The sequence below is a fragment of the Frondihabitans australicus genome (genome assembly GCF_003634555.1).
Classification (GTDB): domain Bacteria; phylum Actinomycetota; class Actinomycetes; order Actinomycetales; family Microbacteriaceae; genus Frondihabitans; species Frondihabitans australicus.
Genome location: NZ_RBKS01000001.1, coordinates 1,944,637 through 1,958,639 on the forward strand (window position 1 = coordinate 1,944,637; position 14,003 = coordinate 1,958,639).

Sequence of the window (14,003 nt, forward strand, 5' to 3'; positions counted from 1 at the left end):
GGCGTTCTCCTAAAGGGCGGGGATCGGGACCGCACTGACTGTGCGGTCGATGGTGCACTGCCCCAGCACCCTCGTGCCGACGTACACCACCGCGGTCTGCCCCGGCGCGACCCCGTTCAGAGGCTCGCGAGGGGTGATGACCAACTCATTTCTACCGTCGACCACCGACACGCGCGCGACCGCCGCGACCGGGTCGGCGTGGGCGCGGATCTGGACCTCGCAGTCGAACGGCTCCGTCGGCTCCTGCGGAGCGAGGCCCGCCCAGGAGAACTTCTGGCCGGCGATCTCTCTGATGTCGAGGGCCTCCTTCGGCCCGACGACGACGGCGTTGTCCTTCGGGCGCACCTCGAGGACGAAGCGCGGCTTGCCGTCGGCGGCGGGGAACCCGATGTTCAGGCCCTTGCGCTGGCCGACCGTGAAGGCGTGCGCGCCCTCGTGCTGCCCGATCACGGCGCCCGTGCGGTCGAGGATCTCGCCCTGCTCCGCACCGACGCGCTCCGCGAGCCAGCCGCGGGTGTCGCCGTCGGGGATGAAGCAGATGTCGTGGCTGTCGGGCTTCTGCGCCACCGTGAACCCGCGCTCGGCGGCCTCCGCTCGCACCTCGGCCTTCGACGGCGTCGCGCCGAGAGGGAACATCGAGTGGTCGATCTGCTCTCTGGTGAGCACGCCGAGCACGTACGACTGGTCCTTGGCCAACGCGGCCGCGCGGTGCAGCTCGCGGTTGCCGTCGGCGTCCGTGACGATCGAGGCGTAGTGGCCGGTGCACACGGCGTCGAAGCCGAGCGCGAGAGCCTTCTCCAGGAGGGCCGCGAACTTGATCTTCTCGTTGCACCGCATGCACGGGTTCGGCGTGCGGCCGGCGGTGTACTCGGCCACGAAGTCGTCGACGACGTCGAGCTTGAACCGCTCGGAGAAGTCCCACACGTAGTACGGGATGCCGATCATGTTGGCGGCCCGCTGGGCGTCCATCGAGTCTTCGATGGTGCAGCAGCCGCGGCTGCCGGTGCGCAGCGTGCCGGGCATCCGACTCAGGGCGAGGTGGACCCCGACCACGTCGTGCCCCGCGTCGACCGCGCGCGCAGCCGCCACCGCGGAGTCGACCCCGCCGCTCATCGCCGCCAGCACCTTCATGTCATCCAGTGTAAGCAGGCCCGGCGGAGGCGCTGGTCACAGGGGTGCGGGAGAAGGGACTTGAACCCTCACGCTCGAAAGCACAGGAACCTAAATCCTGCGTGTCTGCCAATTTCACCACTCCCGCGGCGAGGCCATTCTACGAAAGGGCGGCGGCCTTCCGTGGCCGGTGCGGCGCGTAGCGCGGAACGTAGCGGAGCAGGATCGCGGCGCCGATGAACCCGAGGACCCCCATCACCCCGCTGGCGAGAGAGATCGAGACGAGGGCGGTCAACCCTGAGATGACGAGAGGGGCGGCCGCCGACCCGAAGTCGCCGGTGAACCGCCAGGCGCCGAGGAACGGCGCGGGATCGTCCTTGTCGGCCAGGTCGCTGCCGAGGGTCATGAGGATCCCGGAGCCGACGCCGTTGGCCAGCGACATGAACATCGCCACGCCGATGAACCAGGTGACGTTCGCGGGCAGGGCGTGCGTGACCGACAGCACGAGGTATGAGATGCCGAGGCCGACCATGCAGGGCATCGCGCTCCACATGCGTCCCCAGCGGTCCATGATCCAGCCCGACGTGTAGAAGAGGCCGAAGTCGATGGCGCCCGCGATGCCGATGATGAGCGCCGTCTCGCTCGACCCGATGCCGATCGACACGGCCCAGAGCGGCAGGATCACCTGACGGCCCGACCGCATCGCGCCGATGAGCGCCGCACCCGAGCCGAGCTTCACGAGCAGGCCCCGGTAGCGCCACAGCGTCGGGAACAGTCCCTCCGACTCGCGCTTCACCTCGACCTCGCCGGTCGACAACGGGGCCGCAGGATCCCGGAGTGTGCGCTCGCGAAGCTCCGCCCCGGGGTCCTTCACCAGCACGAGCACCGCCGCGGCCGCCAGGCAGGCGACGATGTCGATCCAGAACGCGGACTGCGTCGAGCCGGTCAGCCGGATCACTCCGGCCGAGAGGAACGGCCCCACGAAGTAGCCGAAGCGGAACACGCCGCCGAGGCTCGACAGGGCCCTCGCCCGGATCTCGGGCGGCACGAACGTGGTCATGAAGGCGTGCCGGGCGAGGGCGAACACGGCGGTCGCGAGCCCCACCAGGAAGATCCCGACCGACAGGACCGCCACGTTCGGCGCCACGAGACACACGACGAGGCCGACCACCGCGACGAGCGACGCCCCGATCATCGCCGGGCGCTCCCCGGTGCGCGCGACCAGCCAGCCGCTCGGGATGTCCCCGACGAGCTCGCCGACGAGGATCAGCGCCGCGACGAAGGCGGAGAGAGCGAGCGACGCGCCCAGACTGTCGCTCGCCACCGGGATGATCGGGATGATCGCGCCCTCGCCGACGGCGAAGAGGGCTGCGGGCAGGAAGGCCGCGAGTGCAACGGACCGCATCGAGAACGAGGCGGTCGACTGAGTCATCGATTCGAGACTAGCCCCGGGCGACCGGGCGGGCCGACCTCGGCTCCTGCGACACCGGGTCATCCGCTGGTCGCATCGGCATGGTCCGCCGGTGCCGTTCTGCCGATCACCAGCCCGTTCGAAGACGGTGTCCCGTAAGCTTTCGACCGATCACAAGGCTCTCTCCCGATGGCTGCGAGACGACGACAGAAGGACTCCGATGCTGCCGCAGCTCTTGAACACCGCACTGCTCCACGCGTCCACGGCGCTACCGGCGTCGACGCTGTCGTTCCTGAGCCCCGAGCACCTGATCCACGCCTTCGGCCCCTGGGCCGTCCTCGGCGTCTGCGCCATCATCTTCGCCGAGACCGGCCTGCTGATCGGCATCGTCTTCCCGGGCGACACGCTGCTCGTGATCCTGGGCGTCTTCTCCGCCACGAACAAGGACAACCTCGGCGTGCCCATCTGGGTCATCGCCCTCGCGATCGCCCTCGCCGCCTTCCTCGGAGGCGAACTCGGCTACCTGATCGGCCACAAGGTCGGCCCCCGCATCTTCGAGCGCCGAGAGAGCGGGCTGTTCTCGTCCGAGAACGTCAAGCGCACGAGCGCGTTCTTCGACCGCTTCGGCCCCTTCGCGGTGATCCTGGCCCGGTTCGTCCCGGTCGTGCGCACGATCACGCCGATCCTGGCCGGCGTCTCGCACATGCGCTACCGCCGCTACTCGCTCTACAACGCGATCGGCGCCGTCGCCTGGGGCTTCGGCATCACCATGCTCGGTTTCGGCTTCGGCCACATCCCGCCCGTCGCGCACTTCGTCGAGAAGTACATCGACTTCGTCCTGCTCGCCGCGGTCGTCGTCTCCGGCGGGTCGGTCGCCCTGCACGTGTGGCGCGGCAACCGCAAGGCGAAGAAGGCCGCCGCGAGCGAGCCTCAGACGGCAGACGTGCCGTCCGTCGACGCCTAGCCTCAGCCCAGGGCGGCGATCCGCGGCGCGAGCGCCCGGAACGCCTGCGAGCGGTGGCTCGACGAGTCCTTCTCGTCCTGCGTGAGCTCGGCGGCGCTCCGGTCGGACCCCTCGGGGCGGAAGATCGGGTCGTAGCCGAAGCCTCCGGATCCTGCAGGCCCGGTCAGCACCGTGCCCGGCCAGGTGGCCAGCTCGACGTGCTCGTCGCTGGCGGCGGCGTCGGGCGGGCCGTCGGGCCCCACTGCCCCGACCGGCGGCGGCACGACGAGCGCCGCCGCGCAGACGAACTGCGCGTCGCGCGAGACCCCGTCGCCCAGGGCGTCGAGGTTGGTCAGCAGGAGCCGCAGATTGTCGCCGTCGTCACGCGTGCCGGCGTAGCGCGCCGAGAAGATGCCCGGCGCTCCGTCGAGCGCGTCGACGCAGATGCCCGAGTCGTCGGCGATGGAGGGCAGGCCGGTGTGCTCCGCGGCGGCGCGCGCCTTGATGAGCGCGTTCGCCTCGAACGTGTCGCCGTCCTCGACCGGCTCAGGACCGTCGTAGCCGATCAGCTCGACGTCGCCGAGGGCCGGGCCCAGGATCCGACGCAGCTCGTCGACCTTGTGCGCATTGTGCGTCGCGAGCACCACCTGCACGGTCACAGGCCCAGCGCCTCGCGCTGGAAGCGGCTCAGGTCGACCGCGCCGCCCACGGCCAGGTCGAGCAGCGCGTTCAGCTCGTCGCGGTCGAACGGCGCGCCCTCGGCGGTGCCCTGGACCTCGACGAACTCGCCCGTGCCGGTGACGACGACGTTCATGTCGGTCTCGGCCCGGACGTCCTCGACGTAGGCGAGGTCGAGCATGGGCTCGCCGTCGATGATGCCGACCGACACCGCCGAGACGCTGTCGGTGAGCGGCACGGCCTTCTTGCCGATGAAGCCGTTCTCGCGGCCCCACTCGATCGACTGCGCGAGGGCGACGTAGGCGCCGGTGATCGCCGCGGTGCGGGTGCCGCCGTCGGCCTGGAGGACGTCGCAGTCCAGCACGATCGTGTTCTCGCCGAGCGCCTTCGTGTCGACGACGGCACGGAGGCTGCGCCCGATGAGGCGCGAGATCTCGTGCGTGCGCCCGCCGATGCGGCCCTTCACGCTCTCGCGGTCGTTGCGCGAGTTCGTGGCGCGGGGAAGCATCGCGTACTCGGCCGTGACCCAGCCCTTGCCCTTGCCGGTGAGCCAGCGCGGCACGCCGTTCGTGAAGGACGCGGTGCAGAGCACCTTCGTCGAGCCGAAGCTGATGAGGGCGGACCCCTCGGCCTGGGCGCTCCAGCCCTTCTCGATGGTGATGGTGCGGAGCTGGTCGGCCTGTCGGCCGTCGGCGCGGATCGTCATGAGTTACTCCCGGTGTGCGTGACGCGGTTCAGTGGTGCCCGCGCGCGAAGCCCGCGGGGAGGTCGATCGTGCCCGTCTCGAGGTGGCTCACCGTCGAGACCTCGGGGCCGAGGAAGCGCTTGGCGAGGCGGATGAAGCCGGGCTGGTCGGGGCCGGTGGCCTGGAAGTCGTAGCGGGGTGCGCCTGCTCCTGCGCCCCTCTCAAGCCCGTGGGCCACCAGGGTCGAGTAGACGTCGTTGGCGGTCTCCTCGGCGCTCGACACGAGCCGGACGTCGGGGCCCATGACGTACTGGATCGCCGCCGACATGAGCGGGTAGTGCGTGCAGCCGAGCACGAGCGTGTCGACGTGCGCGTCGCGGAGAGGCGCCAGGTACGCCTCGGCGACGGCGCGCAGCTCCGGGCTCGAGGTGTCGCCCTGCTCGACGAACTCCACGAAGCGGGGGCAGGCCCGCGTGTGCAGCTCGAGGTCGGGGGCGGCGGCGAAGGCGTCCTCGTAGGCGCGCGAGTTGACCGTGCCCTGGGTGCCGATCACGCCGACCCGCTGCGAGCGCGTCGCCTTCATCGCGGCGCGCACCGCCGGCTGGATCACCTCGACGACGGGGATGCCGTGGGCACCGGTGTAGCGCTCGCGCGCGTCGCGGAGGACCGCCGCCGAGGCCGTGTTGCAGGCGATCACGAGCAGCTTGACGCCCTGGGCCACGAGGTCGTCCATGACGGCGAGCGCGTACTCGCGCACCTCGGCGATCGGCTTCGGGCCGTACGGCATGTGCTCGGTGTCGCCGACGTAGAGGATCGACTCGCGCGGCAGTTGGTCGATGATCGCCCGCGAGACGGTGAGGCCTCCGACACCGGAGTCGAAGACCCCGATCGGCGCGTCGTTCCCGTCACTCACGATCACCCACCCTATCGGCCCGCCCTGTGGACAGCAGGATCCGAGACCCTGCACGGGCCTAGGCTGATCCCGTGACCAGCGCGCTCCTCACCGACCGGTACGAACTCACCATGCTCGAGGCCGGGCTGCGCGACGGCACGGCCCTCCGCGACAGCGTCTTCGAGGTCTTCACGCGGCGCCTGCCCCCGGGGCGGCGCTACGGCATCGTCGCGGGCACGGGCCGCTTCCTCGACGAGCTGCGCCGGTTCCGCTTCGGCGAGCAGGAGCTCGAGTGGCTGGCCTCCGAGCGGGTGGTCGACTCCGCGACGATCGACTGGCTGGCCGACTACCGCTTCTCGGGCGACATCTGGGGCTACCGCGAGGGTGAGGCTTTCTTCCCGAACTCGCCGATCCTCGTCGTCGAGTCGTCGTTCGCCGAGGCCGTGCTCCTCGAGACCCTCGCTCTGAGCGTCTTCAACTACGACTCCGCCGTCGCGAGCGCGGCCGCGCGCATGGTGTCGGCCGCCGACGGCCGTCCGCTGGCCGAGATGGGCTCGCGTCGCACCGGCGAGCGCAGCGCGGTCGCCGCCGCCCGCGCGGCCTACATCGCCGGCTTCGGCGCGACCAGCAACCTCGAGGCGGGGCGCAGCTACGGGATCCCGACCATGGGCACCGCCGCGCACGCGTTCACGCTGCTCTACGACAGCGAGGAGGCCGCCTTCCGCGCTCAGGTCGACGCTCTCGGGTCGGGCACGACGCTCCTCGTCGACACCTACGACATCGAGAAGGCCGTCGAGACCGCGGTGATGGTCGCGGGGCCCGAGCTCGGGTGCGTCCGCATCGACTCCGGCGACCTGCCGCAGCTCGTGGCCGCCGTCCGCGCCCAGCTCGACTCGCTCGGTGCGACGGGCACGAAGATCACGGTCACGAACGACCTCGACGAGTTCACCATCGCCGCTCTTCGCGCCGCGCCCGTCGACTCCTACGGAGTCGGCACGAGCGTCGTCACCGGCTCGGGTCACCCGGCCGCGTCGATGGTCTTCAAGCTCGTCGCACACAAGAACGCCGACGGCGCGTGGGTGTCCGTGGGCAAGAAGTCGGCCGAGAAGGCCACGGTCGGCGGCCGCAAGTTCCCGGTCCGGTCACGGCGCGCAGGCGTCGCCGCCGAGGAGATCATCCGCGTCGACGACCAGACCGTCCGCGCCTCCGAGCGGACACTGCTGGTCCCCCTCGTGACCGGGGGCGAGATCGACGACCGCTACACCGGCACGTCGGGCGTGGCGCTCGCACGCGAGCATCGCGAGGCCGCCATCGGCGAGCTCCCGGCGTCGGCGTTTAGCCTGGGCCGCGGCGAAGCGGCGATTCCGACCCGCTTCGAGTAGGGGCCAGGGCGCAGGATCCTATTGCCCCTCGCGCTCCTGCATCTTCTGGAAGATCTCCTTGCACGTGGGGCACACGGGGAACTTCTCGGGGTCGCGGCCCGGCGTCCACTTCTTGCCGCACAGGGCCTTCACCGGCTTGCCGGTGAGCGCTGACTCCATGATCTTGTTCTTCGGCACGTAGTGCGAGAAGCGCTCGTGGTCGCCGGGTTCGATCGCCTCGTCGTCGAGGAGCCTCTCGAGCTCGCGGTCGAGCACGTCGGTGCCGCCGCCCTGGGTGTCGCCGCCGAATCCGGTGCCTGTGTCGCTCATGCGAATCATCGTACGCCGCGACCCACCGTGCACCATCACGCCGCCTGCGTGTCGGTATTCGTATTCTTTGTTGCTAAATTTTGTATTTCAGGTAATATTGCTCGTGCATCTCGCACCAACCCGCCTGGCCGCCCTCAGGGCGACCGCCCACGTCAAGGAGCACCGCATGTACGAAATCGGCACCCCGATCGCCGGCGGCATCGCCGGTACCGCGGTTCTCGCCTACACGGGCTTCGACACGCTGCCCTGGGTCGTCCTGTCGTGCTCCTTCCTCCTCGGCGGCCTGCTGATCCTGCGCACGCGACTCATCCTCCAGCGTCGGCCGAAGCACCGTCACTGAAACACCTCTCACAACCCGCCCCTAACCCGATTGGGACAACGATGAGCTCTCTCTCCTCCGTTCAGCCGGACTCACTGCCCCTCCGCCCGCGCGCGAATCGGCGTCGCCGACGCTCGTCGTTCGGGCTCGCCCTCCGCCTCCTCGCGGCGGCGGCCTTCGTCGCAGGGGGTGCCGCACTCATCTATTTCGAGTTCGACTTCCGCCGGCTCGAGACCGTGATCAATGCCTTCCTGATGCGGTCGACCTTCGCCTCGTCGGCGATCTCCCTGATCCTTCCGGGCAACGACCCGTCGATCCTCTACACCTACCTCGGTCGCGGCTTCGTGCTCCGAGTCACCGAAGAGTGCAGCATCGCCCTGTACATCGGGCCGATCGCCATCTTCGGCGGCCTCCTGACGCTCGTCCGGCGCCTGCGACTTCGACGCATCGCGCTCGCGACCGGCATCGCCCTCGTGGGCATGGCCCTCCTCAACCAGTTCCGCATCCTCGCCCTCGGCTTCGTCTTCGGCACCTGGGGTCACGACGCCTTCGAGTGGGCCCACAGCCTGGGCGGCAGCTTCCTGATGCTCTTCGGCCTCGCCGCCTGCCTCGCGGTCTTCTTCCGCATCGTGGTCATCGGCGCCAAGCGCTCCGACCGCAAGGCCACGATCAAGGCCGGCCGATGAGCCTGGTCTTCGCCGCCATCAGCGCGATCGCGGCGATCGTCATCTGCCTCTCGCTCGTCTACTTCCTCGCCGCCATGCTCGCCGGCATGCACGAGCTGCGGAAGGGAAAGACCAAGCTGGCGGTCCAGGGCGACACCACCTACGGCAAGCCGTTCGAGAGCGAGCCGGCCACGTTCGACACCTACTTCCTGATCCCGGGCCTGAACGAGGCCGCGGTCATCAGCCAGACCGTCGCCTCGCTCACGGGCGGGAAGCGCTCGACGGTGATCATGATCGACGACGGCTCGGATGACGACACGGCGGCACTCGCCGAGGCGGCGGGCGGCGACGACACGATCGTGCTCCGCCGAGTCGCACCCAACGCCCGCCAGGGCAAGGGCGAAGCCCTGAACGACGCGTACCGGCTCGTCGAACGCCTCGTCACCGAGCGCGGCCAGGACCCCGAGAAAGTCCTCATCTGCGTGATGGACGCCGACGGCAAGCTGTCGGACGGCGCCATGTCGCATGTGCTGCCTCTCTTCGACGACCCCACCGTCGGCGGCGTCCAGCTCGCGGTCCGAATCCGCAACCGCCGCACGAACTTCCTCACGAGCTTCCAGGACTTCCAGTTCTGGTCGATGTCCGCGATCACGCAGTTCGGCCGCAAGAAGACCGGCACGGTGAGCCTCGGCGGCAACGGCCAGTTCACGCGACTCAGCGCCCTGCAGGAACTCGGCGGGCTCCCCTGGTCGTCCTCGCTCACCGAAGACCTCGACCTCGCGCTGTCCCTCGCCACCTCGGGCTGGAAGCTCGACACGACGCCGTTCGCCTCCGTCGACCAGCAGGCCGTCGAGTCGCTGAAGCGGTTGATCATCCAGCGTCGACGCTGGTACCAGGGCCACATGACCGCGGGCAAGCGCATCGTCGACGTCTGGCGCGACCCCACGCTGAACAACGCGCGCGCCCTCGAGCTCTCCGCCTACCTGGCCGTGCCGTGGCTCTTCGACCTCCCCTGGTCGATCCTCTGGCACTGGACCCTCTACGGCTTCATCACGAACGCGGGGTCGGTCTTCTCCTACGTGACCGGCTGGCAGAGCGCCATCATCGGCGGCTTCCTCTGGTACGTCCTCACCTTCGCACCCTCGCTCATGACGACGACCGTGTACTTCCGCCGCGATCGCCGAGTCGGCCTCCCCCGCGCGATCTTGATGGGCCACGCCTTCCTGGTGATGAACTACCTGTCCTTCATCTGCGCCTGGGGCGCCCTCTACCGCATGATCCGCGGGCGGACGGGCTGGGACAAAACCGTCCGAGTCGTCGAGGGCGAAGCGGGCGCCGCGGCGCCGGCGGCGGGCGCGACGCCCGCTCGCCGAGCCACCACGCTCGTCGTGGAGGCCGAGGCGCCCGTCGCGGCGGGTCCGGCCATCGAGTCGGCACCGTCCGCCGCGTCGGCGAGCGACGACGTGAGCGAGAACGCTCAGGTCGTGCCGACGATCGCGGCTCCTGCGCCTATCACAGTCGTCACACCGGCACTGCCCGTCATGAAGCGGGACCGCCAGCGGCTGCGTGCTCGAGTGACGGCGGGCGTCGCCGCCTGATCGCGAGGCACGCCCTAGCTGCGGAGGGCGAAGGCCAGGAGCTCGGGTGCACGCCGCGAGAACACGCGGGCGCCGAGCAGGACTCCGGCCGCGAGGACGACGATGCCGGTGCCGAGACCGGTCCAGAACGCCGAGGCGATCAGATCCTGCGCCCCCAGGACCGTGGCGCGGACGGCGAGCCAGCCGGCCGGGACGCTCAGCAGCAGGGCTCCCGCGAACATGAGCGTCTGCGACAGTCCGGCCGCCGGCGACGACGCCTGCGGCTGCTGGAACGGGTCGTCGCCGGGGCGGACGGCCGCATAGGGCAGCGCCGCCGAGACGATGCTGGCCAGCCCGAGCCCGGTCAGGAGCAGGGAGAGACACACGCCGAGCTCGGGTGCGAAGGCCGAGAAGTCGCCGTGCAGCCACACGGCCACGAGCGACCCGACGACGGCGAGGGGCAGGCCGATGACCAGCGGCGGGGCCAGCCGGCCGAGCCGGTCGGCGAGGCCGCGCGTGTTCGACGAGATGTGGATCCAGAGCGCGGTGTTGTCGTAGGCCACGTCGTTGTGCGGGATGAAGCCGAGGAGCAGGCACATCAGTGGCACGGGAACGAGGGCGAGCGTCGCCCAGTCGACCCCGGCGATGCCGAGCGGCACGATCAGCAGGGGCACGAACGGAAGGATCACGAGCGACCAGCGGTAGCGGGCGTCGCGCACCCAGTAGGTCAGGCTGCGGCCCGCGATCGCGCCCGCGGGGCTCGCCGTGGTGAGGTCGAACCAGCCGAGCCCCACGTGCTCCGACGCGCGGGCCGGAGCCTCCGGGCGACTCAGGGCCCTGGCGACGAGGGTTCGCCAGATCGCCCACAGCACGGCGATCGTCACGAGGGCGATGACGAGCCCGGCGACGACTCGGCCCGTGTCGCCGGCGGCGGCCGAGGCCGGAAGGGCGAGCGCGGCGCCGAACGGCGTCCACGCCAGGGCGCCGGCGGCGGTGCCGTCGCCGTGATAGCGGCCGGGCAGGAGCACGCGCACCAGGTCGACGACGAGCGGGATCACGAGCAGGGCGACCACGACGCCGCCGACGACGAGCAGCTCGCGCGACCGCCGAGCGGTCAGCAGCCCGTTGAGCGTGGCGCCGACGAGCGCCAGGAGCCACGCGGTGAGGCCGGCGAGCACCGCTGCGACGACGGCGAGCGCTGCGATGCCGGGGCCCTCGCCCCACGACCGCACGTAGCCGATGCCGAGGATGACGAGCGACAGGGCGGGCAGTCCGATCGCGCCGATGAGGCCGAGGCCGAGCGCGACACGGTCGGGGCCGAATCCGTAGCCGTAGAGGCTCTGCGGCGCCGTCCACGCCTGCCGCGTCGTGGCGAACGGAGCGACGAAGAAGGCGACGAGAAGCAGTGCTCCGCCGCCGACGACGAGCGCCTGCACCTCGCCGATCGGGTCGGCGCGGAGCTGGCTGGCGAGCTGCGAGACGACGATCGACGCGACGACGACGATCAGGATCGTGACGACCGTCGCCGCGGCCTGACGGAGGCCGAACCGCAGCAGGTTCGCGATCGAGAGCAGCCTCAGTCGGAGAAGCTGTGCAGCCATTCCATCCCCTCCGTCGCGGCCGATCCTCCGGCGAGCTCGATGAACCGCTCCTGCAGCGACCTGCCCTCGCGGACCGCGTCGACGCTGCCCTCGGCGAGCACGTGCCCGTCGACGATGACCGCGACGCTGTCGCAGATGCGCTCGACGAGGTCCATGCTGTGGCTCGAGAGCAGGACCGTCCCGCCGCCGCGCACGTACCGCTGCAGGATCTCGGTGACAGTCGCCGCCGACACCGGGTCGACCGACTCGAACGGCTCGTCGAGCACCAGCACGCGCGGCGAGTGGATGATGGCCGCGGCGAGCGCGACCTTCTTCGTCATGCCCACCGAGTAGTCGCTCACCAGACGGCCAAGGGCGTCGTGGAGACCGAATGCGCGCGCGAGGTCAGCGGATCGCTTGCGGGCGGTGGCGCCGTCGAGACCCCGCAGGGTCGCGGCGTAGTAGAGGAACTGCGCGCCGGTGAGCCGGTCGAACAGACGCAGACGGTCCGGCAGGACTCCGAGAGACCGCTTGGCGCGCGCCGCCTCGGCCGCGTCGCCGCTCCAGACGTCGGCGCCCAGGATCGTGACCCGCCCGGCGTCGGGCCGCAGGAGCCCCGTGGCGATCGACAGGGTCGTGGTCTTCCCGGCGCCGTTCGGGCCGACGATTCCGTAGAACGATCCCGCGCGGATCTCAAGGTCGACGTCCTCGACGGCGACGGTCGACCCGTAGCGCTTCACCAGGCCCTCGACGGCCAGCACGACCGGCGCGTCGGAGGGCACCGGCGCGACGGCCGGGGGCAGGACAGCTGTGCGCGGCACGGGCGCAGGAGCAGGCGTCGGCGCCTCCTCCGCGACCGTGTCGGGCACGGGCGTGGGCGCGGGCTCGAGCTCAGGCTCGTGCGTGGGTTCCGGCTCCGCCGTCGGCGCGTCGGGCACGACGACGGGCGCCTGCTGCTCCGCGGCGGGATCCGCCTCGACGAGAGGTTCGGGCTCGACGACGGGCGCCTCCGCGACGGGCGCCTCCGCGACGGGCGCCTCGGGCTCGACGACGGGCGCCTCCGGTGCGGGCGCCTCCGCCTCGGCGACCGGCGCCTCGGGTGCGGGCACCTGCACTCCGTTGGCCGCGCTCGCTCGCGCTCGCTCCACGCCGGCGCGCACCCGACTCCGCGCGGACCTGAACAGCGCCGACACCTTCTCGCCGGCCGCGGCGGCACGCTCGGCCGCGCCCGACTCACCGGAGCCGTCGCCGTCACGCACCTGCCCCTCGGTACTGACGTCCGTCGGCTTCGCGGGAGGCGGCGTGACGATCGGCGCAGGGCTCACGGGCGCCGAGGCGGCCGCTCGCGGCGATTCAGGGCCCGTAGGAGCCGAGGGCCCCTCGATCACGACTTCGCTCGCCGTGGCGACCACGGGGGTCTCGGCGACGACCTCCGCCGGCGGGGCGGCGGCCGCGGCTCGCTTCGAGGCCGTGGCCCGCGTCGTGCTCCGGCTCGTCGTCGCCCCGGCGGTCTTCGCCGCAGCTGCGGGCTTCGCCGTAGCAGCGGCCTTCGCCGCGGACGAGGACCTCGTGGACGCGGGCGCCTTCGCGGCACCCGCGGTCTTCGCGGCGCCCGCAGGCTTCGCCGCACCCGCGGGCTTCGCCGCACCCGCAGGCTTCGCCGCACCCGCCGGCTTCGCGGGACCCGCCGGTTTCGCGGCACTTCCCGATCTGGCCGCCGCAGTGGGCTTCGGGGCTCCGGGCGTGGCCGCACCTGCGGCCTTCGGGGTGCTCGTCGTGCTCGGCGTCGTCCGTCGACGAGTGGCCGGCGGCGTGGCACGGGGGGTGCGGCCGGTCGGCGTCGACGAGGCGCTCTCGGGCGAGCCGGTCTCGGATCCTGCGCCCTGACGCGGAGTGCGGGCGGACGACCCGGTCGAGGTGCGTCGAGCCGGCGAGGACGTACCCCGTTTCGCCGCGGGGCGTCGAGGGGCCGCCGGAGTCTGCGGCGACTCGTCGTCGGCGCTCGTCGGGGCCTCGGCGGCAGCGTCTGCTGCGCCCTGCGGTTCGGCGTCGGCGTTCGTCACTGTGCTCCCCTGTGATTCGCTGTGCCCGTGATGGTGCTTGCCCGGTCTCGTGCTGAGGCTCGTGGTCGGCTCGGCGCGACCTCCGTGGTCGAAGGGGTCGTCGCCGCCGATCGTGGCCCCACCGTACCAACCGGCTCCCGGCCGAACCCGACGACTTCCCGCGAGAGACGGATACGGTGGCCGACACGGGCGAAGGGCCCGCAGAACACGTCGTCCATCCCCCGAAAAGCCGAACGACCCGGTACGGTCAGGTCACGGTACGACAACGACTCCCTGAGTATTCCGCCCCTGATTCGAGGGGTGCGGGTAGGCTGTGGATGCACAGTGACGTGTCCGAGACTCGAAACGCCCGGTGAACTCATGGTGAACCCGCGTCGACTCCCGCTGGT

General features: G+C 71.2%; 14 protein-coding genes and 1 tRNA gene. 6 read left to right on the forward strand and 9 right to left on the reverse strand.

Going from position 1 to position 14,003, the window contains the following annotated elements; all coding sequences use genetic code 11:
* Positions 1 to 9: 9 nt before the first annotated feature.
* From mnmA to C8E83_RS09030, 3 genes are all read right to left on the reverse strand, one after another.
* Entirely contained in the window at positions 10 to 1,131 is a 1,122-nt protein-coding gene (gene mnmA / locus C8E83_RS09020) for a tRNA 2-thiouridine(34) synthase MnmA (RefSeq protein WP_121369541.1), read from the reverse strand.
* Between the two features lie 45 nt (positions 1,132 to 1,176).
* Positions 1,177 to 1,258, reverse strand: a tRNA-Leu gene (locus tag C8E83_RS09025).
* Between the two features lie 12 nt (positions 1,259 to 1,270).
* Positions 1,271 to 2,542, reverse strand: a complete 1,272-nt coding sequence (locus C8E83_RS09030; protein ID WP_121369542.1) for an MFS transporter — start codon at positions 2,540 to 2,542, stop codon at positions 1,271 to 1,273.
* Between the two features lie 199 nt (positions 2,543 to 2,741).
* Between C8E83_RS09030 and C8E83_RS09035 the strand changes: the two genes are divergently transcribed.
* Positions 2,742 to 3,485, forward strand: a complete 744-nt coding sequence (locus tag C8E83_RS09035; protein ID WP_121369545.1) for a DedA family protein — start codon at positions 2,742 to 2,744, stop codon at positions 3,483 to 3,485.
* A 2-nt stretch (positions 3,486 to 3,487) separates the two neighbouring features.
* Here C8E83_RS09035 and C8E83_RS09040 read toward each other — a convergent pair whose 3' ends face one another.
* The 3 genes from C8E83_RS09040 to murI are packed head-to-tail and all read right to left on the reverse strand — an operon-like array spanning position 3,488 to position 5,740.
* Positions 3,488 to 4,123, reverse strand: a complete 636-nt coding sequence (locus C8E83_RS09040) for a non-canonical purine NTP pyrophosphatase (RefSeq protein WP_245981537.1) — start codon at positions 4,121 to 4,123, stop codon at positions 3,488 to 3,490.
* A complete protein-coding gene (gene rph / locus C8E83_RS09045; protein WP_121369546.1) occupies positions 4,120 to 4,848 on the reverse strand; it encodes a ribonuclease PH in 729 nt (242 codons plus the stop codon). Before rph ends, C8E83_RS09040 begins: the two co-directional genes overlap by 4 nt.
* 28 nt (positions 4,849 to 4,876) lie before the next feature.
* Positions 4,877 to 5,740, reverse strand: a complete 864-nt coding sequence (gene murI, locus C8E83_RS09050; RefSeq protein WP_121371826.1) for a glutamate racemase — start codon at positions 5,738 to 5,740, stop codon at positions 4,877 to 4,879.
* A 110-nt stretch (positions 5,741 to 5,850) separates the two neighbouring features.
* Here murI and C8E83_RS09055 point away from each other — a divergent pair, with 110 nt between their 5' ends.
* Positions 5,851 to 7,101: a nicotinate phosphoribosyltransferase gene (locus tag C8E83_RS09055; RefSeq protein ID WP_245981938.1), complete on the forward strand. Its 1,251-nt coding sequence runs from the start codon at positions 5,851 to 5,853 to the stop codon at positions 7,099 to 7,101.
* Between the two features lie 18 nt (positions 7,102 to 7,119).
* Here C8E83_RS09055 and C8E83_RS09060 read toward each other — a convergent pair whose 3' ends face one another.
* Positions 7,120 to 7,410 (reverse strand): DUF3039 domain-containing protein, encoded by a 291-nt coding sequence (locus tag C8E83_RS09060; RefSeq protein WP_121369550.1) that lies wholly within the window; start codon positions 7,408 to 7,410, stop codon positions 7,120 to 7,122.
* 103 nt (positions 7,411 to 7,513) lie between these two features.
* On the opposite strand from C8E83_RS09060, the gene C8E83_RS19460 reads away from it, so the two are divergent.
* From C8E83_RS19460 to C8E83_RS09070, 3 genes are read left to right on the forward strand one after another with little or no spacing between them, the layout of a single operon-like run.
* A complete protein-coding gene (locus C8E83_RS19460) occupies positions 7,514 to 7,750 on the forward strand; it encodes a hypothetical protein (RefSeq protein WP_170159888.1) in 237 nt (78 codons plus the stop codon).
* A gap of 41 nt (positions 7,751 to 7,791) precedes the next feature.
* Positions 7,792 to 8,415, forward strand: a complete 624-nt coding sequence (gene xrtR, locus C8E83_RS09065; protein WP_121369551.1) for an exosortase R — start codon at positions 7,792 to 7,794, stop codon at positions 8,413 to 8,415.
* On the forward strand, positions 8,412 to 9,992 hold the full coding sequence (locus C8E83_RS09070; protein ID WP_211331680.1) for a glycosyltransferase: 1,581 nt from the start codon (positions 8,412 to 8,414) through the stop codon (positions 9,990 to 9,992). The genes xrtR and C8E83_RS09070 overlap by 4 nt, the downstream gene beginning before the upstream one ends.
* A gap of 14 nt (positions 9,993 to 10,006) precedes the next feature.
* On the opposite strand, the gene C8E83_RS09075 is transcribed toward C8E83_RS09070, so the two are convergent.
* Together C8E83_RS09075 and C8E83_RS09080 are read right to left on the reverse strand one after the other, a co-directional pair.
* Entirely contained in the window at positions 10,007 to 11,572 is a 1,566-nt protein-coding gene (locus C8E83_RS09075) for an ABC transporter permease (RefSeq protein WP_121369553.1), read from the reverse strand.
* On the reverse strand, positions 11,548 to 12,876 hold the full coding sequence (locus tag C8E83_RS09080; protein ID WP_245981539.1) for an ATP-binding cassette domain-containing protein: 1,329 nt from the start codon (positions 12,874 to 12,876) through the stop codon (positions 11,548 to 11,550). Before C8E83_RS09080 ends, C8E83_RS09075 begins: the two co-directional genes overlap by 25 nt.
* Here C8E83_RS09080 and C8E83_RS09085 point away from each other — a divergent pair.
* Positions 12,854 to 13,438, forward strand: a complete 585-nt coding sequence (locus tag C8E83_RS09085; RefSeq protein WP_147430126.1) for a hypothetical protein — start codon at positions 12,854 to 12,856, stop codon at positions 13,436 to 13,438. The genes C8E83_RS09080 and C8E83_RS09085 overlap by 23 nt on opposite strands.
* The last annotated feature ends 565 nt before the right edge of the window (positions 13,439 to 14,003 follow it).